General features: G+C 62.9%; 27 protein-coding genes. 18 read left to right on the forward strand and 9 right to left on the reverse strand.

The features are described 5' to 3' along the window. Positions 1 to 12: 12 nt before the first annotated feature. On the reverse strand, positions 13 to 1,023 hold the full coding sequence (locus B0E50_RS04195) for an integron integrase (protein ID WP_077439937.1): 1,011 nt from the start codon (positions 1,021 to 1,023) through the stop codon (positions 13 to 15). Between the two features lie 165 nt (positions 1,024 to 1,188). Between B0E50_RS04195 and B0E50_RS04200 the strand changes: the two genes are divergently transcribed. From B0E50_RS04200 to tkt, 15 genes are all read left to right on the forward strand, one after another. Continuing rightward, a complete protein-coding gene (locus tag B0E50_RS04200) occupies positions 1,189 to 1,728 on the forward strand; it encodes a hypothetical protein (RefSeq protein WP_077439938.1) in 540 nt (179 codons plus the stop codon). A gap of 68 nt (positions 1,729 to 1,796) precedes the next feature. Then, positions 1,797 to 2,159 carry a hypothetical protein gene (locus tag B0E50_RS04205; protein ID WP_139350745.1) on the forward strand — a complete coding sequence of 121 codons (363 nt, stop codon included), beginning with the start codon at positions 1,797 to 1,799 and terminating at the stop codon, positions 2,157 to 2,159. 54 nt (positions 2,160 to 2,213) lie between these two features. Next, entirely contained in the window at positions 2,214 to 2,684 is a 471-nt protein-coding gene (locus B0E50_RS04210) for a YcxB family protein (RefSeq protein WP_139350746.1), read from the forward strand. 460 nt (positions 2,685 to 3,144) lie between these two features. Continuing rightward, positions 3,145 to 3,471, forward strand: coding sequence for a hypothetical protein (locus B0E50_RS17855; RefSeq protein ID WP_139350747.1), 327 nt, complete (start codon positions 3,145 to 3,147; stop codon positions 3,469 to 3,471). Positions 3,472 to 3,951: 480 nt separating this feature from the next. Next, positions 3,952 to 4,305, forward strand: coding sequence for a hypothetical protein (locus tag B0E50_RS04215; protein ID WP_077439941.1), 354 nt, complete (start codon positions 3,952 to 3,954; stop codon positions 4,303 to 4,305). Positions 4,306 to 4,846: 541 nt separating this feature from the next. After that, positions 4,847 to 5,251, forward strand: coding sequence for a YciI family protein (locus B0E50_RS04225; RefSeq protein WP_077439943.1), 405 nt, complete (start codon positions 4,847 to 4,849; stop codon positions 5,249 to 5,251). A gap of 105 nt (positions 5,252 to 5,356) precedes the next feature. Next, a complete protein-coding gene (locus tag B0E50_RS04230; RefSeq protein ID WP_077439944.1) occupies positions 5,357 to 5,785 on the forward strand; it encodes a DUF1801 domain-containing protein in 429 nt (142 codons plus the stop codon). Between the two features lie 15 nt (positions 5,786 to 5,800). After that, the gene (locus B0E50_RS04235; protein ID WP_077439945.1) at positions 5,801 to 6,112 is read left to right on the forward strand and encodes a hypothetical protein; all 312 of its coding nucleotides are present in this window, start codon (positions 5,801 to 5,803) and stop codon (positions 6,110 to 6,112) included. 71 nt (positions 6,113 to 6,183) lie between these two features. Beyond that, positions 6,184 to 6,573: a VOC family protein gene (locus tag B0E50_RS04240; RefSeq protein WP_077439946.1), complete on the forward strand. Its 390-nt coding sequence runs from the start codon at positions 6,184 to 6,186 to the stop codon at positions 6,571 to 6,573. Positions 6,574 to 6,821: 248 nt separating this feature from the next. After that, positions 6,822 to 8,228, forward strand: a complete 1,407-nt coding sequence (gene zwf / locus B0E50_RS04245; RefSeq protein WP_077439947.1) for a glucose-6-phosphate dehydrogenase — start codon at positions 6,822 to 6,824, stop codon at positions 8,226 to 8,228. After that, on the forward strand, positions 8,222 to 8,935 hold the full coding sequence (locus B0E50_RS04250) for an HAD family hydrolase (RefSeq protein WP_077439948.1): 714 nt from the start codon (positions 8,222 to 8,224) through the stop codon (positions 8,933 to 8,935). Before zwf ends, B0E50_RS04250 begins: the two co-directional genes overlap by 7 nt. Positions 8,936 to 8,984: 49 nt before the next feature. Continuing rightward, entirely contained in the window at positions 8,985 to 10,088 is a 1,104-nt protein-coding gene (gene tal / locus B0E50_RS04255) for a transaldolase (protein ID WP_077439949.1), read from the forward strand. After that, the gene (gene pgi, locus B0E50_RS04260) at positions 10,085 to 11,749 is read left to right on the forward strand and encodes a glucose-6-phosphate isomerase (RefSeq protein WP_077439950.1); all 1,665 of its coding nucleotides are present in this window, start codon (positions 10,085 to 10,087) and stop codon (positions 11,747 to 11,749) included. Before tal ends, pgi begins: the two co-directional genes overlap by 4 nt. Then, on the forward strand, positions 11,746 to 13,392 hold the full coding sequence (gene pgm, locus B0E50_RS04265; protein ID WP_077439951.1) for a phosphoglucomutase (alpha-D-glucose-1,6-bisphosphate-dependent): 1,647 nt from the start codon (positions 11,746 to 11,748) through the stop codon (positions 13,390 to 13,392). Before pgi ends, pgm begins: the two co-directional genes overlap by 4 nt. Positions 13,393 to 13,488: 96 nt before the next feature. Continuing rightward, entirely contained in the window at positions 13,489 to 15,537 is a 2,049-nt protein-coding gene (gene tkt / locus B0E50_RS04270; protein WP_077439952.1) for a transketolase, read from the forward strand. Positions 15,538 to 15,553: 16 nt separating this feature from the next. Here the strand turns inward: tkt and B0E50_RS04275 are convergent, their stop codons facing one another. Then, on the reverse strand, positions 15,554 to 16,702 hold the full coding sequence (locus B0E50_RS04275; protein ID WP_077439953.1) for an acyltransferase: 1,149 nt from the start codon (positions 16,700 to 16,702) through the stop codon (positions 15,554 to 15,556). A 109-nt stretch (positions 16,703 to 16,811) separates the two neighbouring features. Next, complete coding sequence (locus tag B0E50_RS04280) at positions 16,812 to 17,567, reverse strand: Bax inhibitor-1/YccA family protein (protein WP_077439954.1); 756 nt, start codon at positions 17,565 to 17,567, stop codon at positions 16,812 to 16,814. Between the two features lie 135 nt (positions 17,568 to 17,702). On the opposite strand from B0E50_RS04280, the gene hemC reads away from it, so the two are divergent. Further along, complete coding sequence (hemC, locus tag B0E50_RS04285) at positions 17,703 to 18,620, forward strand: hydroxymethylbilane synthase (protein ID WP_077439955.1); 918 nt, start codon at positions 17,703 to 17,705, stop codon at positions 18,618 to 18,620. A 95-nt stretch (positions 18,621 to 18,715) separates the two neighbouring features. On the opposite strand, the gene B0E50_RS04290 is transcribed toward hemC, so the two are convergent. Further along, positions 18,716 to 19,534, reverse strand: a complete 819-nt coding sequence (locus B0E50_RS04290; protein ID WP_077439956.1) for a DUF481 domain-containing protein — start codon at positions 19,532 to 19,534, stop codon at positions 18,716 to 18,718. A gap of 269 nt (positions 19,535 to 19,803) precedes the next feature. Here B0E50_RS04290 and B0E50_RS04295 point away from each other — a divergent pair, with 269 nt between their 5' ends. Next, the gene (locus B0E50_RS04295) at positions 19,804 to 20,787 is read left to right on the forward strand and encodes a YafY family protein (RefSeq protein ID WP_077439957.1); all 984 of its coding nucleotides are present in this window, start codon (positions 19,804 to 19,806) and stop codon (positions 20,785 to 20,787) included. Positions 20,788 to 20,800: 13 nt separating this feature from the next. Further along, positions 20,801 to 21,751 (forward strand): patatin-like phospholipase family protein, encoded by a 951-nt coding sequence (locus B0E50_RS04300; protein ID WP_077439958.1) that lies wholly within the window; start codon positions 20,801 to 20,803, stop codon positions 21,749 to 21,751. A gap of 38 nt (positions 21,752 to 21,789) precedes the next feature. On the opposite strand, the gene B0E50_RS04305 is transcribed toward B0E50_RS04300, so the two are convergent. The 5 genes from B0E50_RS04305 to ugpC all read right to left on the reverse strand — a co-directional run bounded on the left by B0E50_RS04305 (position 21,790) and on the right by ugpC (position 26,029). Next, positions 21,790 to 22,158: a DUF488 domain-containing protein gene (locus B0E50_RS04305; RefSeq protein ID WP_077439959.1), complete on the reverse strand. Its 369-nt coding sequence runs from the start codon at positions 22,156 to 22,158 to the stop codon at positions 21,790 to 21,792. Between the two features lie 64 nt (positions 22,159 to 22,222). Further along, positions 22,223 to 22,939: a glycosyltransferase gene (locus B0E50_RS04310; RefSeq protein ID WP_077439960.1), complete on the reverse strand. Its 717-nt coding sequence runs from the start codon at positions 22,937 to 22,939 to the stop codon at positions 22,223 to 22,225. A 177-nt stretch (positions 22,940 to 23,116) separates the two neighbouring features. Continuing rightward, positions 23,117 to 23,986 carry a ParB/RepB/Spo0J family partition protein gene (locus tag B0E50_RS04315; RefSeq protein ID WP_174575020.1) on the reverse strand — a complete coding sequence of 290 codons (870 nt, stop codon included), beginning with the start codon at positions 23,984 to 23,986 and terminating at the stop codon, positions 23,117 to 23,119. 2 nt (positions 23,987 to 23,988) lie between these two features. Next, positions 23,989 to 24,858: a ParA family protein gene (locus B0E50_RS04320; protein WP_077439961.1), complete on the reverse strand. Its 870-nt coding sequence runs from the start codon at positions 24,856 to 24,858 to the stop codon at positions 23,989 to 23,991. 43 nt (positions 24,859 to 24,901) lie between these two features. Beyond that, on the reverse strand, positions 24,902 to 26,029 hold the full coding sequence (ugpC, locus tag B0E50_RS04325; protein ID WP_077440013.1) for a sn-glycerol-3-phosphate ABC transporter ATP-binding protein UgpC: 1,128 nt from the start codon (positions 26,027 to 26,029) through the stop codon (positions 24,902 to 24,904). Positions 26,030 to 26,077 lie beyond the last annotated feature (48 nt).

A 26,077-nucleotide genomic window follows, 5' to 3' on the forward strand; every position in this document is an offset into this window, starting at 1 on the left:
CCAGCCCGCAGCTCAGCGATCCAGCGGACTCAACACACCGTGGCCACCACGATTGAGTACATGCGTGTAGATCTGGGTGGTGGCGACGTCCTTGTGGCCGAGCAGTTCCTGGATGGTGCGGATGTCCTGCCCGGCCTCCAGCAAGTGGGTGGCAAAGGAATGTCGCAAGGTGTGGCAGGTAGCCGGCTTCACGATGCCGGCGCGGCGGCACGCTGCCTTGATCGCGCGCTGCAGCGACGACTCATCCAGATGATGGCGACGCTCGATGCCGCTGTGCGGGTCGCAACTGCGAACGGACGCGGGAAACACGTACTGCCAGCCCCAGTCGCCGGCGGCACCAGGAAACTTGCGCGCCAACGCGTCAGGCATCCAGACCCGCCCGAAACCGGCGGCCACGTCGCGCTGGTGAATTCTTGCCGCCTCGGCCAACTGGGCCTGCAACGGCTCGACCAGCCGGCGCGGAAGCATCGTGCGGCGATCCTTCGCTCCCTTGCCTTGGCGCACCAATATCTCGCCGCGGGCAAAATCCACATCCTTTACCCGCAGCCTCACGCACTCCATCAGGCGCATGCCGGTGCCGTACAACAAACTGCCCATCAACCAGTGCACACCCACCAGCTCATCCAGCAATGCCCTCGTTTCGACAGGCGTCAATACCACCGGCAAACGCTGTGGCCTTTTCGCCCGCTCAACGCCATCGAGCCAGGGCAGCTCCACTTCCAGCACCTGTCGATACAGAAACAACAATGCCGACAGGGCCTGATTCTGGGTCGATGCCGAGACCTTCCCGTGCACGGCCAACGAGGTCAGGAACGCCTCGATCTCCGGCGCACCCATCTCCGACGGATGCCGTTTGTCATTACCGAGAATGAACCGGCGTATCCATCCCACATAGGCTTCTTCGCTGCGCCTGGCCATGCCGAGCCTGCGCATCCTCTCCCGCACGCGATCCAGCAACTTCGGCGAACCCGACCCCGTTTCGCTTGCTCCATGCTCCGCCCCATGAAAGGATGACACCGGCATCTCCACTCGCCTTCGGAAAGTTGAGATTAGGCTGCAGGATTAGGCCGCACCAAGCAGAGCAAGCCATTGATTCATGTAGGCCGTAACGCAACGAAAGCATCGACTGCACGGGGATAGGTCGCAGGATTACACTGCATTTTGAAATCTACTAAGCGTTAGCTGCTTATGAACCTACCCTCGATACCAACAGACAATCTCTACAAATTTTGCGCGGTGTCAGGCGTAGTATTGCTGCTGTTTGGCGCGACGTTTCCAGTTCAAAAGCTCTTCGATACTCAAAATAATTTGGATCAAGTCAGAACCGAAGAACAAATTCTGTCGTTACAAATTGCTGACCTTCAGGAGGACTTTCACCGCGTCAACTCCGATCTCGAGACTTTACAAAAGGACACCACTGCAGCGGAGGCGAACCCTCGTGCAGCAGATTTACCATCGTTGCGAGCTAGAAGTACTACAGCAGGTACCACTATCAACGCAGTTAAAAAGCAGAGCCGTCAGCTTGCGCTTATCAACGTAAGGCAACAGGGAAATTTCGAACACCTTAAACATCTTATTCAACGCTTGTGGCTCTACGTCGCTGCAGCGGCTATCTTCATGCTGGGTGGGTTGCAGCTCGCTTTTTTCGGGTTCAGGTGTTGGTACTATCGTGTGCAGAAGCCTGCAGACGACCTTCTACAGCGCCAAATCCGCGAGAGCAGCAGCTAACAAGTCGTCCAAGCGGACGCGCGAAAAGCCGCGCGCCGCTTAACTCCAGCGTTAGCCCTTGGAAGAAGATGGCCGCACTTACATGGAAGAGCCCGGCGTTAATTGGAGCAGTCTGCTTGATCGCCGTGCTATCTATCATCAATATCAAACGCGACCCGCCGCCCGAGTTGCAAGGCAGCCTTTTTGCACACGGGCACATCGTTCAGTGCAACTTCGAAAACCTGAGCCGGAGCAACAACAGTCAGTTTTTCCTGGGCATCACTTTGGATGCGCCTAGCGCGCCTTATTTGAGGCTCAATCCAAACAACTCGGAGCGGGGAAAATATGAGTCGTTGTGCCAACGCAAGGCAGCTGTGCATGTAACTTACCAAGCAATTCAGCGCCTTGTTGGTCCGATTCGATTCTGGGTCAAGGACATCGTCGAGGGCTAACAATTCGTTCAAGGCGGACGGCTACGCCGCCGCTTAACTCTAGCGTTAGACCGCATGAACTACTCCCTTAGCTATCGCTCATCTCGATCCGAAGTCTGGCGCTTTTACTGGGACGCTTGGAGAGCGCGTCTTTGGCGCGTGCATCTGCTTGTCGCCGCTGTACTCGCGTTTGTGCTGCCCGACATACTTGGTGTTCCTCCTGCAATCCGCTCCTACGTGCTGTACTTCTTTGGTGCTTTGCCAGCTGTAACGCTCTTCTTTGCTCTGTGGCCGCAAGTCATGTTCAAGAGCAAAGAACGCACTCTTCTTGTCGGGCCGGATGGCTGGTCAACCAAAATTGGCAACAAATCTGGCTCACGACGCTGGGCGGAGATTGCATCGGTTCAAGAAGCAAGAGACTCTGTGGTAATCACCAGCACTACGGGCAATGCTCTAATCGTTCCTGCACGCGCGTTCGTGGACGACGCGTTCAAGGGTCAGTTCGTCAAAGACTCGCAAGCATGGCACCGCGCGCATGCGGTCTAACATTTCGTTCAAGGCGGACGGCTACGCCGCCGCTTAACTCCAGCGTTAGAGCCAATGCCGATTCGAGCCGTAAATGATCCACAAGTAATTGCCGCTTGGGCACAAGCGACATCGACGTATCGCAAGCGATACAAACTTGTGCAGCCCTCCATCGGCTTGGCAGCGTTGGCCTGTATAGCTGCCGGCGTCTATCTGCAAAACATCTATATTGTTGCCCTGTTCCTTGTTTTCTTTCTTGCCCTCATGATCGCTCGCGCCGCAGAGAGAGTCAGCTTGGTCTGCCCCCACTGCTCCCAAACTCCAGTCAGTCCATTCGAGCGGGCATCACCCCTAGACATCGACTATTGTCCGCACTGCTTCTATTGGCTTAAATCTCCGTGGTAGGCCCTCGCAAGGGGTCTAACTACTCGTTCAAGGCGGACGGCTACGCCGCCGCTTAACTCAAGCGTTAGAGCTCATCATGGCAAAGGCCGAGATTATTCGAGCACTTCTGAATCAAGGCCACGCGCCAGAACTACGTGACCTCTTGTTCGGCTCGTCTCCGTACACCGACAAAGCCGCAAGAGCGCCAAAAGCAGATCCGCCTCCTCTTACGCACATCAAATTGGTAGCCGCAGCCCGCAATCACCTAGTCTTCGTATGCAAGTTCGGTACGCAAAAAGATCATGTCATCGAAGGCCACATGCACCATTTTTCTCACAAAGAAAAGTTTGAGCACTGGCTGGCTGAGGATGCGCCCGGAGTCACAGAATCAGAGCTAAAGCGGTTGCTCAAAGCAACTTCATGATTACCAATCGATTTGGCAATATGCTCTAACAACTCGTTCAAGGCGGACGGCTTCGCCGCCGCTTAACTCCAGCGTTAGGCCTGCTCATCGGGGTCAGTCAGACGCGCATCAGCAAGAGGGGACAATGTGTGCTGGCAACTAGTACATTAAATCAAGCTTGGGTGAGCTTGCTGTTTGCCGGTGGGTTCGTGTACTTCGTTATAAATGGAGTCATAACTGGCAGCACAATTGTGTGGTACAGAAGAATTGAAAGATCAGAGAACCCAATTTTATTCTGGTTTTCGATTGTTTCGTGCAGCATGGGCGCAGTGTTTTTTTTGATATTGTATTTTTGGCCGAATCTGGCTCAATTGCGGTAACGATTACTGATCTCAGGATCAAGGCTTGCCATGAGCTTATCGCGTCGCAGGCCTAACATCTCGTTCAAGGCGGACGCCTCCGGCGCCGCTTAACTCCAGCGTTAGGCAGAACGGAGCAGCTATGCGCAATTTGAAATTGGCTCTCGCAATTTCGGCGTTTTTCCTCTCGCTGCCGTCATACGGCGACTCTTTGCAAGTGCGCGAGTTCCAGACCTTGCCGCCGAACCAACAGCGCCAAATAGTGGATGCCTCATACAATGCCATCACCGCCGCGTTGGTATTCGTCAACACTGAAAAAACGGGTTCCCGCGCTGCCAAGAAGCTCACGTCCTGCTTGCGCGACCGAGACACTGACTGGATCGTAGGGACAGTAAATGATTACATTGACCACTATGGCGAAATGGCAACGTCTCTTGGCGGTGCCATTACACAAGCCATGATGTGGAAATGCGGCGTTCTTATTTTCAAAAAATAGCAGTATCAATGGGCCCGGTAAGGCCTAACATTTCGTTCAAGGCGGACGGCTTCGCCGCCGCTTAACTCTAGCGTTAGGGGTCATGAAAACCAGGACAGCTCTGTCAACATACTTCCTCGCAGTGGTAGTGCTAATCGGCTTTAGCATTGCTCTCGTCGGGGTTACGGGCGGCGTGGTGTTCATGGGCTCCTTTGCTATGGACAGCCCAACGTCAACTGCGGGGACCAAGGTAGACATTGCGTTGAAAATACTAGGCTCCATACTCACCGTATGGTTCGCACCTGCGCATGAGGTTCTGAAGATCATGGGCGCAGGTTGGTTCCTGCTAAATAACTTCCTTGTTGAAGCCATTGTTGCACCATTCTTTTGGGCGTTACTTGTACCGCTAGGCCTCTACTTCGCTAGGTGGCGCAAAGCCGTCGCTGCTAGTAGTAGTGGCACCTAGCAACTCGTTCAAGGCTGACGGCTTCGCCGCCGCTTTACTCCAGCATTCGGCTTCAAGAACCTTGAGGATGAACGAGTGGCATCATCGGGAGAGTCCATGACCGACACGACCTCGCTATCGGAGTACCTCGTCATCTCCCGCGGGCAGTGGGACAAAGACAGATCGCCCAAGGAAATACAGGCGGCGATTGACGACTTCTACATCTGGCACGATCGACTCGTCAGCGAAGGGACGATGAAAGCGGGACAGCGGCTCGCGCGCGAGGTGAAAATCGTAACAAGACACGGCGTGGTTGATGGCCCCTTTGCCGAAGCCAAGGAGGTCGTGGGCGGCTACTGGTTCTTCCTGGCTGGCAGCCTGGCCGAAGCCGCGGCACTTGCTGCGCAGAATCCTTGTCTGGCCTGCGGTTTGACGTGCGAGGTTCGACCCATTGAAGGGGAACGCGCCAGCGCGTTCAAGTTGAGCAATGAAACGCCCGAGAATTTCGGCGATGGGGAATGATTCGCAGCGGAAGTCATTGCGTGCGGCTGCGGAGGCCTACCCTTCCCTCAAGGCGGCCGCCTTCGGCGCCGCTTAATTCCAGCGTTAGGCCCTTGGGAGATAGCCATGAGCCGATTGATGCGATTTCCAAGTGCGGTCAAACGCGACCCAGCGGTCGATGCCTGGATGCATGAACACCGGGGACCACTTGGCACCATTGCGCAGCAATGGTTTGGCGTGATGCGCAACTGCGGTGACGATGTCCAGGAACTGTTGCACGATGGACATCCAACCGCGTGCATCGGTGATGTGGCGTTCGGCTACGTGAACGCATTTACCAACCACGTCAATGTCGGCTTCTTCCTTGGTCCCGAAATGGAAGATCCACAGTGCTTGCTAGAAGGCACTGGCAAGTTCATGTGTCACGTGAAGCTCAAGCCGGGCAATGAGATTGACTCAACGGCACTCAAGATGCTGGTGGTGACCGCATACACTGGTATTCGACGTCGCCTGGAGCCGGGCCCCGACAATCAGCCGCTTCGCGACTCGGCTTGACTCAGACATCAGGCGTTGCACGAACTGAAAGGCTTCGAGATTCTTTATCGGGACGATGAGCTGGCAGTGGTGGCGCGCGATGGCACGAAGGCCTACCTTGTCCAGAGCCCGGAATTTGCGGCCAAGGATCGCCCGGAGCTTGCGATCGAAACCGACCATATCGACGAGATTTTTCGGGACATCTCGACGCGGGTTCCCCATCTGCTTCATCCCAATGCGCGGACCGTCTCCCTGAAACCATGGGGAGCAAGGGAATTTGCAGTACTGGATGAAACGAGCGTGTGCGTGGTTTTCCGGCAATGGCCCGGCCATGAGCAAGATGGGTGACTATTCGTTCAAGGCGAACGACTGCGTCGCCACCTGGATCCAGCATTTGACCGCAGGCGAGTGAGAGCGCGATGAAACGTACATGGACCATCATCGGTGTTGCTGATGTCGCACGCAGCTTCAAGTGGTATCAGTCGCTGTTCGGACAACCGGCCACCTTGCCCGCTCATGATTATTTCGGTCAGCTTGTCGACCCGGATGGAACCGTCCTGCTTTGTCTCCACCAGTGGGGATCCCACGAGCATCCGACGCTGACCAGTCCGGATCACGCCCAGCCTGGCAATGGGTTGCTGCTGTTTTTCCGCGTGGATGACTTCTCCGAGGCACTCTCCCGGGCTCGCGCACTTGTGAGCCGTCTTGAGGAGGAGCCGCAGATGAATCCGAACACCGGGACGATGGAGTTCGCACTGCGTGACCCTGACGGGTACTACGTCATGGTCAGCGCACTGGCTGCGACCTGACCATTCCGCTGCGCAGACCCGGCCCGCTCCCGCTGACGCAGGTTCCTGCGAGCCTTGCGTCAAGCCTGGCGCGCGTGGCTTATGCATCGAATTAACCTCGCCCGGTGCAGTCTGGAGGACCCATGCAGTCTGGAAGGCAAGGCCGCCGTACGGCATGCTGATGGAACCGTGCCACGCTGGATGGACGGCATGAACCCCGCGCTGTCGCATTGACGGCGTGCCACAGCCCCATGGAGAGTACGACCGCTATGCCGACACCACGCTCGGATGCACTGGTCTTTTTCGGCGCCACCGGCGACCTGGCCTACAAGCAGATCTTTCCCGCATTGCAGGCGATGATGCAGCGCGACGGGCTGGACCTGCCGATCATCTGCGTCGCACATTCCGGCTGGACGGTGGAGCAGCTGCGCCAGCGCGCCCACGACAGCCTGGTGCAGGCGGCTAAAGGCCACGGCGGCAGCGTCGACGAGGCCACGTTCGCGAAGCTGTCGGCGCGGCTGCAGTACGTCGATGGCGACTACAACGATCCGGCCACGTTCCAGCTGCTGAAGAAAGCGCTGGGCAGCGCCACCCGGCCGCTGCATTACCTGGCGATACCGCCGAGCCTGTTCGGCGTGGTGGCAAGGAACCTGAGGCAGTCCGGCTGTGCCGATGACGCGCGCATCGTGGTGGAGAAGCCGTTCGGCCGCGACCTGGCCTCGGCGCAGGAACTCAACCGCACGCTGCATGAGGTGTTCCCGGAGCCGTCGATCTTCCGCATCGACCATTACCTGGGCAAGGAACCGGTGCAGAACCTGCTGTATTTCCGCTTTGCCAACAGCGTGCTCGAGCCGGTGTGGAACAACCGCTATGTCGACAGCGTGCAGATCACCATGGCCGAGCAGTTCGGCATCGATGGCCGCGGCAGTTTCTACGAAAGCGTCGGCGCGATCCGCGACGTGCTGCAGAACCACCTGCTGCAGGTGACCTCGCTGTTGGCGATGGATGCGCCGATCGGCAGCGATCCCGCCTCGCTGAATGCGGAGAAGCTTCGGCTGTTCCGCGCGATGCGCCCGCTCGATCCGAAGGAAGTGGTGCGCGGCCAGTTCAACGGTTATCGCAAGGTCGACGGCGTGGCACCGGATTCCAATGTGGAGACCTTCGTCGCGCTATGCCTGCACATCGACACGTGGCGCTGGGCCGGCGTGCCGTTCTACATCCGTGCCGGCAAGAGCCTGCCGATCACCAGTACCGAGGTGATCGTCGACATGAAGACACCGCCACTGTCGGTGTTCGACGAGATCACGCCACCGCAATCGAACTACTTTCGCTTCAAGCTCAGCCCCGAGGTGATCATTGCCGAAGGCATGCGGGTGAAGAAGCCTGGCGAGGCGATGCAGGGCGAACCGGTGGAACTGGTGGCACGCCATCATGCCGCGGTGGAGAAATCACCGTACGAGCGCCTGCTCGGCGATGCGATCCGCGGCGACAACTCGCTGTTCACCAGCGACGAGTGCGTCGAGGCGGCGTGGGCGGTGGTCGATCAGGTGCTGAACCATGAGCAGGCCGTGAGCGTGTATGAGCCAGGCAGCTGGGGGCCGGCCGAGGCGGCGAAGATCATCAGCGGCACCGAGGGCTGGCACAACCCCGCGCCTGAAGCGAGCGAGCCATGCTGAGCGACAACGCCAGCGGTGTCGCTTCCGTGGTGTTTCTGCTCGACGTCGACAACACCCTGCTCGACAACGACCGCTTTGCCGCTGACCTCGGCGAAAAACTCGAGCAGGCGTTCGGCGCCACCGAGCGTGACCGCTACTGGGCGATCTATGCGCAGCTGCGCGACGAACTCGGTTATGCCGACTACCTCGGCGCGCTGCAGCGCTTCCGCGCCGGGCTGGACAACGATCCGGCGCTGCTGCAGATGTCGGCGTGGCTGCTGGAATATCCGTTTGCCGACCACCTGTATCCGCACGCGCTGGACACCGTGGCACACCTGTGCACGCTGGGTCCGACCGCGATCCTGTCCGATGGCGACGTGGTGTTCCAGCCGCGCAAGATCCAGCATGCCGGTCTGTGGTCTGCGCTGGACGGCAACGTGCTGATCTACCTGCACAAGCAGCAGATGCTGGTGGCGATGCAGCAGCGCTATCCGGCTGCGCATTACGTGATGGTCGACGACAAGCCGCAGATCCTCGCTGACATGAAGCAACGCCTCGGCCATCGGTTGACCACGGTGTTCGTGCGCCAAGGTCACTACGCCGCAGCGGCACCGACCGAACTGCAGTCCGCAGCAGACCTCACGATTGCGTGCATCGGCGATCTGCGCGGGCGTAAGCTTGAGGACTTCCTGCCGAGTACACCGACGATCGACCTGCCGGCCAATTGAAGCAACCCGAATTGAACAACCCATATCGAACTGGAGCCATGGAGCAAGCATGAAAGCGACCCGTCAACTGCATGAACTCGGCCAGAGCCTGTGGCTGGACAACATCACCCGCACCCTGCTCGACGACGGCACGCTGGCGCGCTACATCGCGGATCTCTCGGTCACCGGGCTGACCTCGAACCCGAGCATCTTCGATGCCGCGATCGGCGACGGCGATACCTACGACGCCGGCGTGCATGCCAAGACGCTGGCGGGACTGTCCGGTGAAGAGCTGTTCACCGAGCTGGCACTGGAGGACCTGCGCCGCGCGGCCGATCTGTTCCGGCCGATCTTCGACGCCACCGACGGCGTCGATGGCTGGGTCTCGATGGAAGTCTCGCCGCTGCTGGCGGCCGACACCGCCGGCTCGATCGCCGCGGCCAAGCAGATCCACAGCCAGGCGCAGCGCGACAACCTGTTCGTGAAGATTCCCGGCACGCCGGAAGGCATCCCGGCGATCGAGGAAGCGATCTTCCTCGGTATCCCGATCAACGTGACCCTGCTGTTTTCCTGCGCGCAGTACGTGGCCGTCGCCGAGGCGTATATGCGCGGCATCGAGCGGCGCATTGCCGCCGGGCTCGGTTCGCGCGTGGGTTCGGTCGCCTCGCTGTTCATCAGCCGCTGGGACGTGGCCAGCAACCCGCAGCTGCCGGCCGAGCTGCACAACAAGCTCGGCATCGCGGTGGGCCAGCAGACCTATCGCGCCTATCGCGAACTGCTCGCCTCACCCCGCTGGCAGAAACTCGAAGCTGCCGGGGCACAGCCGCAGCGCCTGCTGCTGGCCAGCACCGGTACCAAGGATCCGTCCCTGCCGGACACGCTGTACATCAGCGCCCTGGCCGCCCCCGACACCATCGACACGATGCCGGAAAAGACCCTGCTCGCGTTCGCCGACCACGGCCAACTGCACGGCGTGATGGCCAGCGACGGTGGTGATGCCGACAGCGTGCTGGCGCAGATCGGCAAGGCTGGCGTGGACATCGATGCCCTGGCACTCAAGCTGCAGGTCGACGGCGCTGCCGCCTTCGTCAAATCCTGGAAGCAGCTGCTGCAGCGGATCGCCGACAAGGCCAGCGCGCTGGCCGACAAATCGAAAGGACCCGCCCTGCGATGAACCATCCCCCTCTCACGACACTCCCGCAATGGCAGGCGCTCAAGCAGCACTTCGCCACGATCGGCCCGAAGCATCTGCGCGAGCTGTTCGCCGCCGATGCTCAACGCGGCAAGCAGCTGACCGTCGAGGATGTCGGCCTGTACCTGGATTATTCCAAACAGCGCGTCGACACCGACACGCTGCGCCTGCTGCGCGAACTGGCCGAGGCCTGCGAACTGCCGCAGCGGATCGAGGCGATGTTCCGCGGCGACAAGATCAACAGCACCGAGGGTCGCGCGGTACTGCACGTGGCGCTGCGCGCACCGGCCACCGAAAAGATCCTGGTCGACGGCCACGACGTGGAGCCGGACGTGCATGAAGTGCTGGACCGCATGGCCGCGTTTTCCGAACGGGTGCGCAGCGGTGCATGGCTGGGCCATACCGGCAAGCGCATCCGCAACGTGATCAGCATCGGCATCGGCGGCTCCGACCTGGGTCCGGTGATGGCGTATGAGGCCTTGCGCGATTACAGCCGGCGCGACATGACGTTCCGTTTCGTCTCGAACGTGGACGGCACCGATTTCGCCGAGGCCGTGCGCGACCTGGAGGCGGCCGAGACGTTGTTCATCGTCTGCTCGAAGACCTTCACCACGCTGGAGACGCTGACCAATGCGCACGCCGCGCGCGCCTGGTGCATCAAGGCGCTCGGTGACGAAAGCGCGATCGCGAAGCACTTCGTCGCCGTCTCCACCAATGCCGAGGGTGTGGCGAAATTCGGCATCGACACCGCCAACATGTTCGGCTTCTGGGACTGGGTCGGTGGGCGTTACTCGATGGATTCGTCGATCGGCCTGTCGACCATGCTGGCGATTGGTGCGGACGGCTTCCGCGAGATGCTGGCCGGCTTCCATGCGATGGATGAGCACTTCCGCCATACGCCGCTGGAATCCAACCTGCCGGTGCTGATGGGCCTGCTGGCGATCTGGAACAACAACTTCCTCGATGCCGCCACCGTGGCGGTGCTGCCGTACGAGCAATACCTGAAGCGCTTCCCCGCCTACCTGCAGCAGCTGACGATGGAGAGCAACGGCAAGCACGTGACGCTCGACGGCAAGGTGGTGGACTACAACACCGGCCCGATCTACTGGGGCGAGCCGGGCACCAACGGTCAGCACTCGTTCTACCAGCTGATCCATCAGGGCACGCGCATCGTGCCGTGCGATTTCATCGGCTTCGGCCAGACCTTGAACCCGCTGCCCGCGCAAGGTGGCGGCGATCAACATGATTTGCTGATGGCGAACCTGATCGCGCAGGGCGAAGCACTGGCGTTCGGCAAGACCGCGGAAGAGGTGCGCGCCGAAGGTACGCCGGAAGCGCTGGTGCCGCATCGCACGTTCGAGGGCAATCGCCCCAGCAACACCATTCTCGCCGCGAAGCTGACACCGCATGTACTGGGTACGCTGATCGCGCTGTACGAGCACAGCGTGTTCGTGCAGGGCGTGATCTGGGACATCGACTCGTTCGACCAGTGGGGTGTGGAACTGGGCAAGCAGCTGGCGAAGACCACCATCGCCGAGCTGACCGCGAAGGACGAACCGAAACTCGCCCACGACAGTTCGACCAACGCCTTGATCCATCGCTATCGCCAGCTGCGCGATGGTGCGACTTCGGGAAAAGCATGAGTCAGAAAATCAGTCCACTCGCCGGCAAGCCGGCACCGGCATCGATCCTGGTCGACATTCCCAAGCTGCTAGCCGCCTACAGCGACCTGAAACCGGATCCGTCGGTTCCCTCACAGCGCGTCGCGTTCGGTACTTCCGGCCATCGCGGCAGTTCGTTCGATCGCAGTTTCAACGAGTGGCACATCCTGGCGATCAGCCAGGCGATCTGCGAATACCGCAAGAGCAAGGGCATCGACGGCCCGCTGTTCATCGGTTTCGACACGCATGCACTATCGCAACCTGCGTTCGAGAACGCGCTGGAAGTGCTGGCCGCGAACGGTGTCGAGACAATGATCGCCACCGGCGGCGAATTCACCCCGACGCCGGCGATCTCGCACGCGATCCTGGTCTACAACAAGGGGCGCAAGACGGGCTTGGCCGACGGCATCGTGATCACGCCGTCGCACAATCCGCCGGACAGCGGCGGCTTCAAGTACAACCCGACCAACGGCGGTCCGGCCGACACCGACATCACCGGCTGGGTGCAGAACCGCGCGAATGCCCTGCTCGAAGGTGGCCTGAAGGACGTGAAGCGCATGCCGTTCGCGCAGGCGCGCAAAGCCGCCAGCACGCACGAACACGACTACCTCAACCACTACGTCGCTGATCTCGCCAACATCATCGACTTCGATGTGATCCGCGGCGCCGGCGTGCATATGGGCGTTGATCCGCTGGGTGGTGCCGGTGTGCACTACTGGGCACCGATTGCCGATCGCTACAAGCTCGACCTCACCGTGGTCAGTGCGGTGGTCGATCCGCAGTTCGCCTTCATGACGGTGGACTGGGACGGCAAGATCCGCATGGATCCGTCGTCGAAATACGCGATGCAGCGATTGATCGCGCTGAAGGACCAATACGACGTCGCGTTCGCCTGCGATACCGACCACGACCGCCACGGCATCGTCACCCGCAGCAGCGGCCTGATGGTGCCGAACCACTACCTGTCCGTGCTGATCGAATACCTGTTCAGGCATCGGCCGCAATGGAACGCGAATGCCGCGATCGGCAAGACGGTGGTCAGCACGGCACTGATTGATCGTGTGGCGAAGCGGCTCGGCCGCAAGCTGTATGAAGTCCCGGTCGGCTTCAAGTGGTTTTCCGATGGCCTGTTCGACGGCTCGCTCGGCTTCGGCTGCGAAGAAAGTGCCGGCGCCTCATTGCTGCGCCACGACGGTTCGGTTTGGACGACCGACAAGGACGGCCTGGTGCCAGCCTTGCTGTCGGCCGAGATCACTGCGCGCGAGGGCAAGGATCCGGGCGAGCTGTACGCGCAGCTGACCCGCGATCTCGGCAACCCGTTCGCTGACCGTGTCGACGCGGCTGCCACGCCGGTGCAACAGGCGAAACTGGCCAAACTTTCACCCGATCAGCTGAAGAGCGACCAGCTCGCCGGCGAAAAGATCGAACAGGTACTCGACAAGGCGCCCGGCAACGGCGCGGCGATCGGCGGCATCAAGGTCGTCGCCGCCAGCGGCTGGTTCGCCGCGCGCCCGTCCGGCACCGAAGCGATCTACAAGATCTACGCGGAAAGCTTCAAGAGCCAGGACCACCTGCAGAGCCTGCTCGCCGAAGCACAGAAGATCGTCGACGCCGCGCTCGCGTAGGAGCGCACCCTGTGCGCGAGCTTTTTGCCAGATCACACCAAAAGCATTCGCGCACAGGGTGCGCTCCTACAACACCACCATTCCCGGAGAACCACCATGTCCAGCGCACTCGACCAGCAATGCATCAACACGCTTCGCTTCCTGTCGGTGGACATGGTGCAGAAGGCCAACAGCGGCCACCCTGGGCTGCCGCTTGGCGCTGCGCCGATGGCGTACACGCTGTGGACGAAGCAGCTGAAGCATCACCCAGCCAATCCACATTGGCCCGACCGCGATCGCTTCGTACTATCGGCCGGCCACGGCTCGGCGCTGCTGTACAGCCTGCTGCACGTGACCGGTTACGCGCTGTCGCTGGATGACCTCAAGCAGTTCCGCCAGTGGGGCAGCAAGACACCGGGGCATCCCGAATACGGCCACACGCCCGGTGTCGAAGTGACCACCGGGCCGCTCGGCCAGGGCCTGGCGAACGCGGTTGGCATGGCGATCGGCGAGGCGCATCTGGCCGCGCGCTATAACCGCGACGGCCATGACGTGATCGACCATCGCACCTGGGCCATCGTCAGCGACGGCGACCTGATGGAAGGCCTCGCCAGCGAAGCGGCCTCGCTCGCCGGGCATCTGAAACTGGGCAAGCTGGTCTGCCTGTATGACGACAACTACGTCACGCTTGCCGCCGGTACCGACATCACGTTTTCCGAGGATCGCGCCAAACGCTTCGAGGCGTATGGCTGGCAGATCATTCACGTGGCCGATGGCAACGACGTGGATGCGATCAGCGCCGCGCTGGATGCCGCCCGTGCCGACACTACGCGGCCGTCGCTGATTTTGGTGCGCACGCATATCGGTTTCGGCTCGCCCGAGCAGGACAGTTTCAAGGCGCACGGTTCGCCGCTCGGTGTCGAGGATACGAAGAAGACCAAGCAGAACCTCGGTTGGCCGCTCGAACCCGACTTCCTGGAGCCGGAGCCCGCACTGGCGCATTTCCGCGAAGCGCTGGATCAAGGCGCCAAGGCAGAGGCCGAGTGGAATGGACGTCTGGACGCCTATGCCAAGGCGTTCCCCGATCTTGCGAAAGAATTGCAGGGTCGCCTGCGTGGTGAATTGCCGGCTGGCTGGGACGCGGACATTCCGGTGTTCCCCGCCGATGCCAAGGGCCTTGCCACCCGCGTCGCCAGCGGCAAGGTGATGAATGCGCTCGCGCCGAAACTGCCCGCGCTGTTTGGCGGTTCCGCCGACCTTGACTCCTCGACGCATACCAATCTGAAAGGGTTCGGCGACTTCAATCCGGCTGTCATGCCGGGACAGGACACCCAGGGTTCCGACAGCGCCGGCTGGAGCTATGCCGGCCGCAACCTGCATTTCGGCGTACGCGAGCACGCGATGGGCGCGATCAGCAACGGGCTGGCCGTGCATGGCGGCTTCGTGCCGTACGGCTCGACCTTCCTGATCTTCTCCGACTACATGCGCCCGGCGATCCGCCTCGCCGCGCTGATGGGCGTGCACGTGGTGCACGTGTTCACCCACGACAGCATCGCGGTGGGCGAGGACGGCCCCACGCATGAACCGGTGGAGCAGTTGGCCAGCCTGCGCGCGATCCCCAACCTCACCGTGATCCGCCCCGCCGACGCGAATGAAACCGCAGAGGCGTGGAAGGTGGCGGCGCAATCGGAGAAGCACCCGGTGCTGCTGGCGCTGACCCGACAGGATCTGCCCACGCTCGACCGCACGCGCTATGCCAGCGCCGACGGCGTGCGACAGGGCGCCTATGTGCTGAGCGACGCGAAGGACGGCAAGCCATCCTTGATCCTGCTCGCCAGTGGTTCCGAAGTCGCCCTGATCCTCGCCGCCGCCGACCAGCTGCAGGCCGAGGGCATCGCGGTGCGCTGCGTGTCGATGCCGAGCTGGGAACTGTTCGACGCGCAGCCGCAGAGCTACCGCGATCAGGTGTTGCCGCCGAATGTATCCGCACGACTCGCGGTGGAACTGGGCGTCTCGCAGGGCTGGGATCGCTACGTGGGCGCCAAGGGCGACATGCTCGGCGTCAACCGCTTCGGCGCCTCCGCACCAGCCAGCGTGTTGCTGCGCGAATACGGTTTCACGGTGGACAACGTGGTGGCGCGGGCGAAGGCCCTGCTGGCGCGCTGATTCTTCGCGATCGGCGTTATGGAATCTGCGCCGACGCAGCGATTTCCTCGGCCATGACCGGAACGGCCTTCCTGTGGCGCAGCTGTTCGCGCAGTCGCAGGAACGGTCGTTCGGCGCCGTAGTACAACAAGGCGCCACCCAGCAGCGCCGCCACCGCATAGATCGCGAACGTGAGCACACCCTGCTCCAGCAGCCGTGGTGGCAGCGTGGTTTCGACCAGATGAAACATCGCCTTGTGGATGAGATACAGGCTGTAGGAAGTCAGCGCCAGCCATTCCACGCCAGGTATCCGCAAGCGGCCCAGCCAGCCTTGGGCGCCGGTGGCGGCAGCCACCAGCAGGGCCAGACCTGCCGACAACAGGGGGTAGCCGATCACGCTCGGCAGCAGACCGACCCGGTCGCGGAACAGCCACATCGCCAGCGCCGTGATCAGCAGACCTGCCGGCAACAGCACGCGGTTGGCCCGTTCCTGCATCTGCCGCCACCACGCCGGACGGAAGGCCTGGATCGCCGCCAGCACCACGCCGGCAAGCAGGCCGTCGAGCCGCGTATAGGTCGGGTAATAGATACCCTCGATGAAGCGCTGCCCGAACTCGGCGGTGTTTTGCGCCGGTGCCAGCTCATGCAGCCAGACATAACCACGGATCGCCATGCCCGCCAGCACCGTCGCCACGCATATACCAATGAATTTCGCCAGCGACGGGCGGCGCATCAACCAACAGGCCAGCAAGGGAAACAGCAGGTAAAAATGCTCTTCCACGCATAGTGACCAGACGTGCGAGAACGCCTTGTTGTGCTGATAGTCGATCAGCAGGTTGACCGTATAGGTGAGGAACTGCCACAGCGGCTGGATGCCGTCCGCCTCGCGGAAACCCGGCACGCTGAAATACAGCGCCAGCACCACCAGATACGCCGGCAGCACACGAAGCGAGCGGCGCAGGTAGAAATTGCCGAACGCCAGCGGCTCGCCACGGCTCAGCGGCTTCAGCAATTGCGAGCCGATCAGGTATCCGCTCAGCACGAAGAACAGGTCGACGCCGATCCAGCCGTAACTTTCCAGCAGGGCAAAGCGCTCGCCGATGCCGCCGACGATGTACGAATGGAACAGCATCACCCACACGATCGCGATGGCACGCAACAGATCGAGACCCGGCATCCGACTCATGCTGTTTCTGCTTCCCTGCTTGAATGCGACCCGGCTGGACCGCCGGATGTCGACATGAAGGCCACGGCGCCGACGTTCAGCGGACTCGCGGTTACCGTGGTGATATCGATCAGTTGCGCGACTGCAGCTTCGACAGCAGCCGCAGCAGTTCCAGATACAGCCACACCAGGGTCACCACCAGTGCGAACGCGCCGTACCACTCCATGTATTTCGGTGCACCGGCATTGACGCCGGACTCGATGAAGTCGAAGTCGAGGATCAGATTCAGTGCGGCGATCACCACTACCACCGCGCTGAACGCGATGCCGATGCCGCTGTGGCCGCTGATGAAACCCATCGAGTGGCCGAAGAAGCCCATCGCGAAATTGGCAAGGTACAGCAGCATGATGCCGCCAGTAGCGGCGACGATGCCGAGCTTGAATTTCTCGGTCGCGCGGATCAGTCCGCTGCGATAGGCCAGCAGCAATGCGGCCATGGTGCCGAAGGTCAGCCCCACCGCCTGGATCACGATGCCCGGATAGCGCATCTCGAAGATCGCCGACAGTGCGCCGATGAACACACCCTCCGCCAGCGCATACAGCGGCCCGGTGATCGGCGCCCAGGTCTTCTTGAACGAGGTGATCAGCCCGAGGATCAAACCACCGATCGCACCGACCATCACCAGCGGCAACATCGCCGGCATGCTGGCCGGACCGCTGAACTGGCTCCAGCTGTACATCGCGCCGATCAGCACCAGGATCAGCAGCAGGCCGGTCTTGTTGACCGTGCCGTTGATCGTCATCGCCTCGTCGCCGCGCGAAACGACCGCGCCGCTGGCCGCATCGAGGAAAGTGTTCTTGTTGAGTGCAGGGTTGCCGCTTTGCATGATCTTCTCCTATGCGTTGCCGACCATCGTAGCTGTCCGCCACGGGCTACGCACCCGCCATGCGCCAATACGCCGATGCACCCGTATGCGGAAACTACGCGACAATGCGACCTTGCCAAATGTTGCGGAGTTCCAATGAATCCCTCCACCCTGCGTATCGCCACCCGCAAGAGCGCACTCGCGCTGTGGCAGGCCGAGCATGTCGCCGCCCTGCTGCGCGCAGCGCATCCGGGACTGGCGGTGGAGCTGGTGCCGATGACCACCCGCGGCGATGAGATTCTCGACCAGCCGCTGGCGACGATCGGCGGCAAGGGGCTGTTCCTGAAGGAACTCGAGGTGGCGATGCTGGAAGGTCGTGCCGATCTGGCGGTGCATTCGCTGAAGGACGTGCCGGCGGAACTGGAACCGGGTTTCGTGTTGCCGGCGATCCTGCCGCGCGCGGATGCCGCGGATGCCTTCGTCAGCAACCACTACGCGGATCTCGCCGCGCTGCCACATGGCGCGCGGGTCGGCACCTCGTCGCTGCGGCGACAGGCACAGCTGCGAGCGCTCCGGCCGGATCTGGTGCTGCTCGACCTGCGCGGCAATGTCGGCACCCGGCTGGGCAAGCTCGACGCCGGCGATTACGACGCGATCGTGCTGGCCTGCGCCGGACTGGAGCGGCTGGGTCTGGCCGCACGCATCCGTGCCCGGCTGGCCGCGCCGGACTGGCTGCCGGCACCGGGCCAGGCAGCGATCGCGATCGAGGCACGTGAAGGGCAGACCAGCGTGCTGGCCCTGCTGGCTGCGCTGGACGACGCCGATACCCGGCTCGCCATCACCGCCGAGCGGGCGATGAACCATGCGCTCGGTGGCAGCTGCACGGTGCCGGTTGGCGGCTGGTGCGTGCTCGGCGAGCATGGCCTGCATCTGCGCGGCATGGTCGGTGATGCAACGAGCGGCCGGTTGCTGCATGCCGACGCCAGCAGCGCCGGCGATCAGGCCATTGAACTGGGCCGGCAGGTCGCTGCCGCGCTGCTGAAGCAAGGTGCGGGCGAACTGCTCGGGATTTGACCCGGTTCGGTACCCGATCCGCACAGCACCAATGAAAACGGCCCTCCCGCTTGCGCGGAAGAGCCGTCGATTTGCGGCCGGAAGTCAGGCCGGGCTCAGAAGTTGTAGACCAGGTTGGTGGTCGCCAGCGTATCGGTCTTCTTCAGGCCGACCACCACGCTGCTGTTGTGGCGCACCTGGAAACCGACCTTGATCGCGAGCTTCTTGGTCATGGTGACCGCGAGGCCGGCGTCGTTCTGCAGGTAGGTGTTCTTCGAGCCCGCTTCCATCAGGAACGTGTCCTCGAACGAGGTGTTGTCCGAGATCTTGAGCTTGTAGTTGACCAGGCCACGGGCAACCACTTCATTCTGGGTCGACTGTTGCTGCGGCACCAGCACGCCGTCCACCACGACGTCCACATTGGCCGGACGGTATTCCTTGTAACCGGGGCCGATTTCGAACGACAGCTCGTTGCGCTCGTCCTTCAGGGCGATGTAGCCGTAACCGAGCGAGATCACGCCCTGCCACAGGTTGGCGCCGAACTCGTCGTGGTCGTAGCGGGCGGCGCCGACGATGTAGCTGCGCTGGTCGAACTTGTAGCCCACCGAGGCGCCGCCGTCATAGCGGTTCGCCGTGGTGTTGTAGTCGTTGACGGTGTTGCCGGCGGCGTCGACCACCTTCAGCTGGCTTTTGGCGCGCAGGGCGTCGAGGAAGAAGTTGTTCTTCCACTGGTCGTTTTCCTGGCTCAGGCCCAGCTTGGCGTTGATGTTCTGCGAACGCGTGTTGCCGGTGGCGGAGGCAAAGCCGAATTCGCCCGAGCCGGTCCAGCCGCCCTTGTTGCTGGCTGCGTCGGTGGTGGAGGTGGTGTCCTGGGCCTGCACGGCGAAGCTCGCGAGGGCAGCCAGCAGCAGGCCGGCGATCAGGGTCTTTTTCATGAAGGTCAGTCCATTTGTTAATTATTGGTAAGTATTACCTTAACAAAAGGGGTTGAACTCCCAATGAACGGGACCCCAGCGCGGCACCCCCGGTCCGGCATCATCCTTGCGGGAAGCCGTCGCCGACGGCCGCGAATGCGCCTGCAGGGACAGGGCCGGATCAGCAGATCACCGATGACGCCGGTAACGGTCGCACCATGACTTGCGACGACCTCGGCTCGCCACCATGCTAGGCAACGCCCACTTCCCCAGCTGATGCCGCCCGAACCATGGATCGTTACGAACGCATACTGACCCTGCACCGCCTGCTGAAATCGGCGCATTACCCGGTTCCGCTGTCGCGTCTGCTCGGTGAACTGGAATGCTCGCGCGCCACGCTGTACCGCGACATCGCGTTCCTGCGCGATGCGTTGCGCGCGCCGATTGAAAGCGCCGGCGGCGATCAGGCGGCCTTCCGCTACGAGGTAGGCGAAGGCGAGCGCTTCGAGCTCCCGGGGTTGTGGCTGACCTCCGACGAACTGTCCGCGCTGCTGGCACTGAACGAGCTGATCAGCCGCTCCGGTCCCGGCGTGCTGGCGGGTGCGCTGGCGCCCTTCAAGACACGCATCGAGGCCCTGCTGTCGGACCAGGGCAGCGGCAAGGCACTGCCGATCGAGCGCATCCGGGTGATTCCATGGGGCGAACGCAAGCTGGATCAGCAGGTGTTCCGCACCGTTGCCGGCGCGGTACTGGAGCGCAAGCAGCTGCGCTTCCGCTACCGCGCACGCACCACCAATGCCGACAGCCACCGCACCGTGTCGCCGCAGCGACTGACCCATTACCGCGACAACTGGTATCTGGACGTGTGGGACCACGACCGCGAGGCACTGCGCAGTTTCGCGGTGGACCGTATCGCCGAGGCGCATGCGCTGGATGCCGTCGCGACCGATGTCGGCGAGAATGATCTCAACGAACTGCTCGCCTCCAGCTACGGCATCTTCGCCGGCAAGCCGAAGGCCTGGGCCACGATCCGGTTTTCACAGCATGCCGCGCGCTGGGTCGCCGACGAGCACTGGCATTCACAGCAAAAGGGCGAGTGGCTGCCCGATGGACGCTACGAACTGAAAGTGCCCTACTCCAATTCGAAGGAACTTCTGATGGACGTGCTCAAGTACGGCCCGGACGCGGAAGTCGTGGCGCCGCTGCCGCTGCGCGAGGAAATGAAGATCCTGCTGCAGCTGGCACTCGGCGGCTACCAGCAGTCGCCGCCCTGAGCAGAACACCGCGATGAACCATGCCGACATCGCCGATCCCGGCGCCGTACCGCCCGATGCCGCCGTGCCGCGCAAACCCAGCGTGGCACTGGCGCTCGGTGCCGGCGGCGCGAAAGGGCTGGCGCATATCGGGGTGATCGAGGAGATCGTTGCGCAGGGATTCCGGATCACCGCCATCGCGGGCACCTCGATGGGCGCGCTGATCGGCGGCGTGTATGCAATGGGCAAGCTCGACGTCTATCGCGACTGGGTGACCACGCTGGCCCGGCTCGATGTGTTCAAGCTGCTCGACTGGACGTTTTCCGGCGGCGGCCTGATCAAGGGCGAGCGGATCATCGGCACCTTGCGCGAGATGATCGGCGATGTCTGCATCGAGGAGCTGCCGCTCGCCTTTACCGCCGTCGCCACCGACCTCGATCGCGAACGCGAGGTATGGCTGACCCGTGGCTCGCTGTTTGATGCGATCCGCGCCTCGATCTCGATACCGACGGTGTTCCGCCCGCACACCGTCGATGGCCGCCGACTGCTCGACGGCGCCTTGCTCAACCCGGTACCGGTCACGCCACTGATCCGTGATCCGGCCGACTTTCTGTTCGCCGTCAGCATGGACGGCCCGGCACAGATGGCCGCACCCGAAGCCATCGAACAGGACGATCCGGATGACCGCAGCTACCGCCACCGCCTCGGCGAATTCTTCGGCCGCTTGCTGCCGCACAGCGAAGGCAAGCCGCGCGAGCCCGGCGCATGGGATCTGCTCAACCAGTCGATGGATCTGATGCAGGCGAACCTCTCGCGTCTGCGCCTGGCCGCGTACGAACCGGACCTGTTGATCCAGCTGCCGCGCAACGTGTCGACCATTTACGAGTTCTACCGCGCTCGCGAACTGATCGAACGCGGCCGCCTGCAGACGCGCGAGGCGCTGGCCCACTGGTCGAAATCGGCCTCGCCGGTGCAGCAACCCTGATCAAACCGGCCTGGTCGAAGTCATCAGCGTCCCCGGCATCAGCGCGGACCATGCGTGCGCAGCCAGTTTTCCAGGTACGCCTTCAGCGCCACCGCGTTGTTGTGTTCCTCGTCGCGCGCGCCGTAGAGCAGGGTGACGGTGTGCCGCGCCGCACGCTCGGCCAGCGGCTGCCAGTGTTCGGCCAGCGCATCCAGTTCGCTGGCGTAGCGATGACGAAAGCCGTCCCAGCGCGACGGCTCGTGCCCGAACCACTGGCGCAGCGCGGTGGAGGGCGCCAGCTCCTTCGCCCACTGATCCAGTGACACGGCGTCCTTCTTCAACCCGCGTGGCCACAGCCGGTCGATCAGCACGCGATAGCCATCGGCTTTCGCGGCCGGCTCGTAGACACGTTTGACGACGATGCTCATGGGCACTCTCCCGAACGGAAGATCCCCAGCATACGACGGCCGGATCAGTGCGGCGTGAGGCGGATCAGAGTTCCTCGACCTTGGTCACCTTGCCACGCCGCATCAGCCACGCCACGCCGCGCAGATCGGCCAGGCCCACCCACAGCCGATCGAGCATGCCGTACTTGGACACGCCGGCGGTGCGCGGGCGATGACCGACCGGCACGCTCTGGCAGGCGAAGCCGGCACGCTTGACCAGCGCCGGCAGGTAGCGGTGCATGTGGTCGAAGTAGGGCAGGCGCAGGAACACCTCGCGATCGAACAGCTTCAGGCCGCAGCCGGTGTCCGGCGTGGCGTCCCGAAGCATGCGCGAGCGCACCGCGTTGGCGATCTTCGAGGAGATGCGCTTGTTGAAGCTGTCACGGCGGGTGGTGCGCCAGCCGGCGAACAGCCGCATGTCGGCCGCCGCGCCATCGCGTGCCGCCAGCAGCTTCGGGATATCCGCCGGATCGTTCTGGCCATCGCCATCGAGCGTGGCGATCCACGGCGAGGTCGCCGCGCGCACGCCATTCCACACCGCAGTGCTCTGGCCGCTGCGGGTGACGTGATGCAGAACGCGCAATTCCGGATGGCTGGCCTTTTGCGTCGCCAGCACCGCGCGGCTGTCATCGCTGGAATCGTCATCGATGTAGATGACTTCGTAATCGATCTTGCCGCGCAGGGCAGCGGCGATCTCGGCGAGCAGCGGCGGAATGTTGTCGCGCTCGTTGAAGACGGGGACGACGACGGAGAGTTGCGGCATGGGAGGGCCTTTCAGCAATGACAAATGCTGCGCTTGGCGCAACAGGGGCGCAGTTTACTGCCAAGCGGAGCAACACGTTTTCCGTTGGGGATTCCAGGACCGGCAGTGCCCGCGGGATCTTGCCACGCGAGTGCCGAACGGCAGACAGGCCGCGCATGAGGCGATAGTCGGCGAACCTCAGCGGATCTTGCCGAGAATGCCATCCAGCTCGTCATTGCTGTGGTAGTGGATCACCAGCTTGCCACTGCCACCCCGACCCTGGGCCAGCTCGACCCGCGCAGCGAAGCGCTCGGCCAGCTCGCGTTCCAGCGCGGCGATGTTCGGATCGCGCGCCGGCGCACTCTTTGCCTTGCCCTTCGGTGCGGTCTGCGCGCGGCGTGCCGCTTCCTCCAGTTCGCGCACCGACCAGCCCAGGGTCGAGGCCTGACGCGCCAGTGGCACGGCGATGGCCTCGTCCAGGGTCAGCAGGCAGCGTGCGTGGCCCATCTCCAGCTTGCCGTCGTCCAGCAACCGCTTGATGGAATCCGGCATTTCGGTGAGCCGCAGCATGTTCGACACCGACGCGCGCGAACGACCCACCGCATCGGCGGCCTGCTGGTGGGTGAGATCGAAGTCGTCGATCAGCCGCTTCAGCGCATCGGCTTCTTCCAGCGGGGTGAGATCCTGGCGCTGGATGTTCTCGATCAGTGCCATCGCCGGCACCGCGGCGTCCGGCACGCTCTTCACCAGCGCCGGCAGCTCGCTCAGCTGCGCGCGTTGTGCCGCGCGCCAGCGGCGTTCGCCGGCGATCAGCTCGTAGCTGTTCTTGCCGATCGCACGCACCACCACCGGCTGGATCAGTCCCTGTGCCTTGATCGACGCGGCCAGTTCGTCCAGTGCCTCGTCGTTCCAGTGCCGGCGCGGCTGGTACTTGCCTGGCTGGATCTGCTGGATCGGCAGCATGTGCAGCTCGCCTTCCTGCGCCAGCACCGACGGTGCCGCCTCGCCGGTACCGCCGAGCAGGGCATCGAGCCCGCGTCCCAATCCACGTTTTTTCGCAGCTGCCATGCTTATTCCTGATGGTTGGCGGCGGGCGCCTTGAGCAGTGCGCCGCTGCCGCCATGCACTGGTGGTTCGACGTCGTCGACCTGATCGGCATGCTCGACGCGCGGCGGCAATCCGCGCTCGCGCCGGATCACTTCGCCGGCCAGGCCGATGTAGGCGATCGCGCCACGCGAGCTGCGGTCATATAGATGGATCGGCTGACCGTGGCTGGGCGCCTCGGCCAGCCGCACGTTGCGCGGGATGATCGAGCGCAGCACCTTGTCGCCGAAATGCTGGGTGAGCTGGGCGGACACTTCGTTGCCGAGGTTGTTGCGCACGTCGTACATCGTGCGCAACAGGCCTTCGATCTCGAGCTTCGGATTCAGCCGGTGACGTACTGCCTTGATCGTGTCCAGCAGGCTGGACAGGCCTTCCAGCGCGAAATACTCGCACTGCACCGGAATCAGCACGCCATCGGCGGCGGTCAGCGCATTCAGCGTCAGCAGGTTCAGCGAGGGCGGGCAGTCGATCAGGATGGTGTGGTAGTTCGCCGAGATCTTCGCCAGCAGCTCCTTCAGCCGATGCTCGCGCGCCAGCGCGTCCATCAGCTTCAGTTCCGCGGCGGTGAGATCGCCATTGCCCGGCAGCAGGTCATAGTGACCGTCGGTCGGCACGATCGCGCTGGCGATCTCGGCTTCCTCCAGCAACACTTCGCAGCCGCTTGGTTTGGCGTCGCGCTTGTTGATGCCCGAGGCCATCGTCGCGTTGCCCTGTGGATCCAGGTCGATCAGCAATACCTTGCGCTTCGCGGCAGCCAGCGCGGCAGCGAGATTGACGGCAGTGGTGGTCTTGCCGACGCCGCCCTTCTGGTTGGCGACAGCGATGATGCGGGCCATGGATGGATAGCTACCGTACGCAGGAGAGGGTTAGTGTAATGCCTCATCCCACCGAACGCTGCCCGCCTGCCAGGCCATCCGCAGCGCCGATCCGCACTCCGCTGCCCGCATCGAACAGGTGCAGCCGCTCCGCCACCAGGCCCAGCGCCAGCAGGCTGCCGGGCTCGGGCGAGGTCTGGGGGGCCACCCGTGAAACGAGTGCCTGCGCACCGAAGCGCAGATTGAGGAAGATCTCGTTGCCGACCGGTTCGAGCACTTCCAGCCGCGCACTTAGCGCGGCGCGTTCGGCGGCCTGCGGCTGCAGGTGCTCCGGGCGGATGCCCAGCACCACCTCGCGATCGCGCCATGATTGCCATATCGCGGCCTGCGGCGGCTCGCCGAGCACGATATCCCCATCTGCCGTGGCCAATACCCAGCCGCGATCGCTGCGCAGGGTGCCGCGCAACAGGTTCATCGCCGGGCTGCCGACGAAGCCGGCGACGAACAGGTTGGCCGGGCTTTCGTACAAATTCATCGGCGTGTCGATCTGCTGGATCACCCCGCCGTCCAGCACCACGATGCGCTGGCCCAGGGTCATTGCCTCGATCTGGTCATGGGTGACGTAAATCATGGTGGCCTTCAGCTGCCGGTGCAGACGGGCGATCTCCACCCGCATCGACAGCCGCAGCTTGGCGTCGAGATTGGACAGCGGCTCGTCCAGCAGGAACACCTTCGGATCGCGCACCAGCGCACGACCGAGCGCCACCCGCTGACGCTGGCCACCGGACAGTGCGCCGGGACGCGCGGCCAGCCGCGATTCCAGCTCCAGCGTGCGGGCCGCCTCGGTCACCCGGCGGTCGATCTCGGCTCTGGGCAGACCGCGCAGCTTCAGGCCGAAGCCGAGATTCTCCGCCACCGTCATGTGCGGGTACAGCGCGTAGTTCTGGAACACCATCGCGATGTCGCGATCCTTCGGCGCCATCTCGTTGACCACGCGGCCGTCGATGCTGAGCGTGCCGCCGCTGATCGATTCCAGACCGGCGATCATCCGCAGCAAGGTGGTCTTGCCGCAGCCCGAAGGCCCCACCAGCACCAGCAACTCGCCATCGGCGATGTCGAAACTGGCGCCGGCCACGCCGACATGGCCGTTCGGATAGACCTTGCGCAGTTGATCCAGCTGTACCGCGGCCATCGACATCTCCCGTGCAGTTGGCCACGATGGCCCGCCTTGATCGAAGCA

Origin of the sequence: Rhodanobacter sp. C01 (genome assembly GCF_002001045.1) — a bacterium.
Lineage (GTDB): Bacteria > Pseudomonadota > Gammaproteobacteria > Xanthomonadales > Rhodanobacteraceae > Rhodanobacter.

What these genes read in the sequence shown, in the direction of transcription:
- B0E50_RS04195 (WP_077439937.1), bottom strand. Translation starts at nt 1,023, where the DNA reads ATGCCGGTGTCATCCTTTCATGGGGCGGAGCATGGAGCAAGCGAAACG.
- B0E50_RS04200 (WP_077439938.1), top strand. Translation starts at nt 1,189, where the DNA reads ATGAACCTACCCTCGATACCAACAGACAATCTCTACAAATTTTGCGCG.
- B0E50_RS04205 (WP_139350745.1), top strand. Translation starts at nt 1,797, where the DNA reads ATGGCCGCACTTACATGGAAGAGCCCGGCGTTAATTGGAGCAGTCTGC.
- B0E50_RS04210 (WP_139350746.1), top strand. Translation starts at nt 2,214, where the DNA reads ATGAACTACTCCCTTAGCTATCGCTCATCTCGATCCGAAGTCTGGCGC.
- B0E50_RS17855 (WP_139350747.1), top strand. Translation starts at nt 3,145, where the DNA reads ATGGCAAAGGCCGAGATTATTCGAGCACTTCTGAATCAAGGCCACGCG.
- B0E50_RS04215 (WP_077439941.1), top strand. Translation starts at nt 3,952, where the DNA reads ATGCGCAATTTGAAATTGGCTCTCGCAATTTCGGCGTTTTTCCTCTCG.
- B0E50_RS04225 (WP_077439943.1), top strand. Translation starts at nt 4,847, where the DNA reads ATGACCGACACGACCTCGCTATCGGAGTACCTCGTCATCTCCCGCGGG.
- B0E50_RS04230 (WP_077439944.1), top strand. Translation starts at nt 5,357, where the DNA reads ATGAGCCGATTGATGCGATTTCCAAGTGCGGTCAAACGCGACCCAGCG.
- B0E50_RS04240 (WP_077439946.1), top strand. Translation starts at nt 6,184, where the DNA reads ATGAAACGTACATGGACCATCATCGGTGTTGCTGATGTCGCACGCAGC.
- zwf (WP_077439947.1), top strand. Translation starts at nt 6,822, where the DNA reads ATGCCGACACCACGCTCGGATGCACTGGTCTTTTTCGGCGCCACCGGC.
- B0E50_RS04250 (WP_077439948.1), top strand. Translation starts at nt 8,222, where the DNA reads ATGCTGAGCGACAACGCCAGCGGTGTCGCTTCCGTGGTGTTTCTGCTC.
- tal (WP_077439949.1), top strand. Translation starts at nt 8,985, where the DNA reads ATGAAAGCGACCCGTCAACTGCATGAACTCGGCCAGAGCCTGTGGCTG.
- pgi (WP_077439950.1), top strand. Translation starts at nt 10,085, where the DNA reads ATGAACCATCCCCCTCTCACGACACTCCCGCAATGGCAGGCGCTCAAG.
- pgm (WP_077439951.1), top strand. Translation starts at nt 11,746, where the DNA reads ATGAGTCAGAAAATCAGTCCACTCGCCGGCAAGCCGGCACCGGCATCG.
- tkt (WP_077439952.1), top strand. Translation starts at nt 13,489, where the DNA reads ATGTCCAGCGCACTCGACCAGCAATGCATCAACACGCTTCGCTTCCTG.
- B0E50_RS04275 (WP_077439953.1), bottom strand. Translation starts at nt 16,702, where the DNA reads ATGAGTCGGATGCCGGGTCTCGATCTGTTGCGTGCCATCGCGATCGTG.
- B0E50_RS04280 (WP_077439954.1), bottom strand. Translation starts at nt 17,567, where the DNA reads ATGCAAAGCGGCAACCCTGCACTCAACAAGAACACTTTCCTCGATGCG.
- hemC (WP_077439955.1), top strand. Translation starts at nt 17,703, where the DNA reads ATGAATCCCTCCACCCTGCGTATCGCCACCCGCAAGAGCGCACTCGCG.
- B0E50_RS04290 (WP_077439956.1), bottom strand. Translation starts at nt 19,534, where the DNA reads ATGAAAAAGACCCTGATCGCCGGCCTGCTGCTGGCTGCCCTCGCGAGC.
- B0E50_RS04295 (WP_077439957.1), top strand. Translation starts at nt 19,804, where the DNA reads ATGGATCGTTACGAACGCATACTGACCCTGCACCGCCTGCTGAAATCG.
- B0E50_RS04300 (WP_077439958.1), top strand. Translation starts at nt 20,801, where the DNA reads ATGAACCATGCCGACATCGCCGATCCCGGCGCCGTACCGCCCGATGCC.
- B0E50_RS04305 (WP_077439959.1), bottom strand. Translation starts at nt 22,158, where the DNA reads ATGAGCATCGTCGTCAAACGTGTCTACGAGCCGGCCGCGAAAGCCGAT.
- B0E50_RS04310 (WP_077439960.1), bottom strand. Translation starts at nt 22,939, where the DNA reads ATGCCGCAACTCTCCGTCGTCGTCCCCGTCTTCAACGAGCGCGACAAC.
- B0E50_RS04315 (WP_174575020.1), bottom strand. Translation starts at nt 23,986, where the DNA reads ATGGCAGCTGCGAAAAAACGTGGATTGGGACGCGGGCTCGATGCCCTG.
- B0E50_RS04320 (WP_077439961.1), bottom strand. Translation starts at nt 24,858, where the DNA reads ATGGCCCGCATCATCGCTGTCGCCAACCAGAAGGGCGGCGTCGGCAAG.
- ugpC (WP_077440013.1), bottom strand. Translation starts at nt 26,029, where the DNA reads ATGGCCGCGGTACAGCTGGATCAACTGCGCAAGGTCTATCCGAACGGC.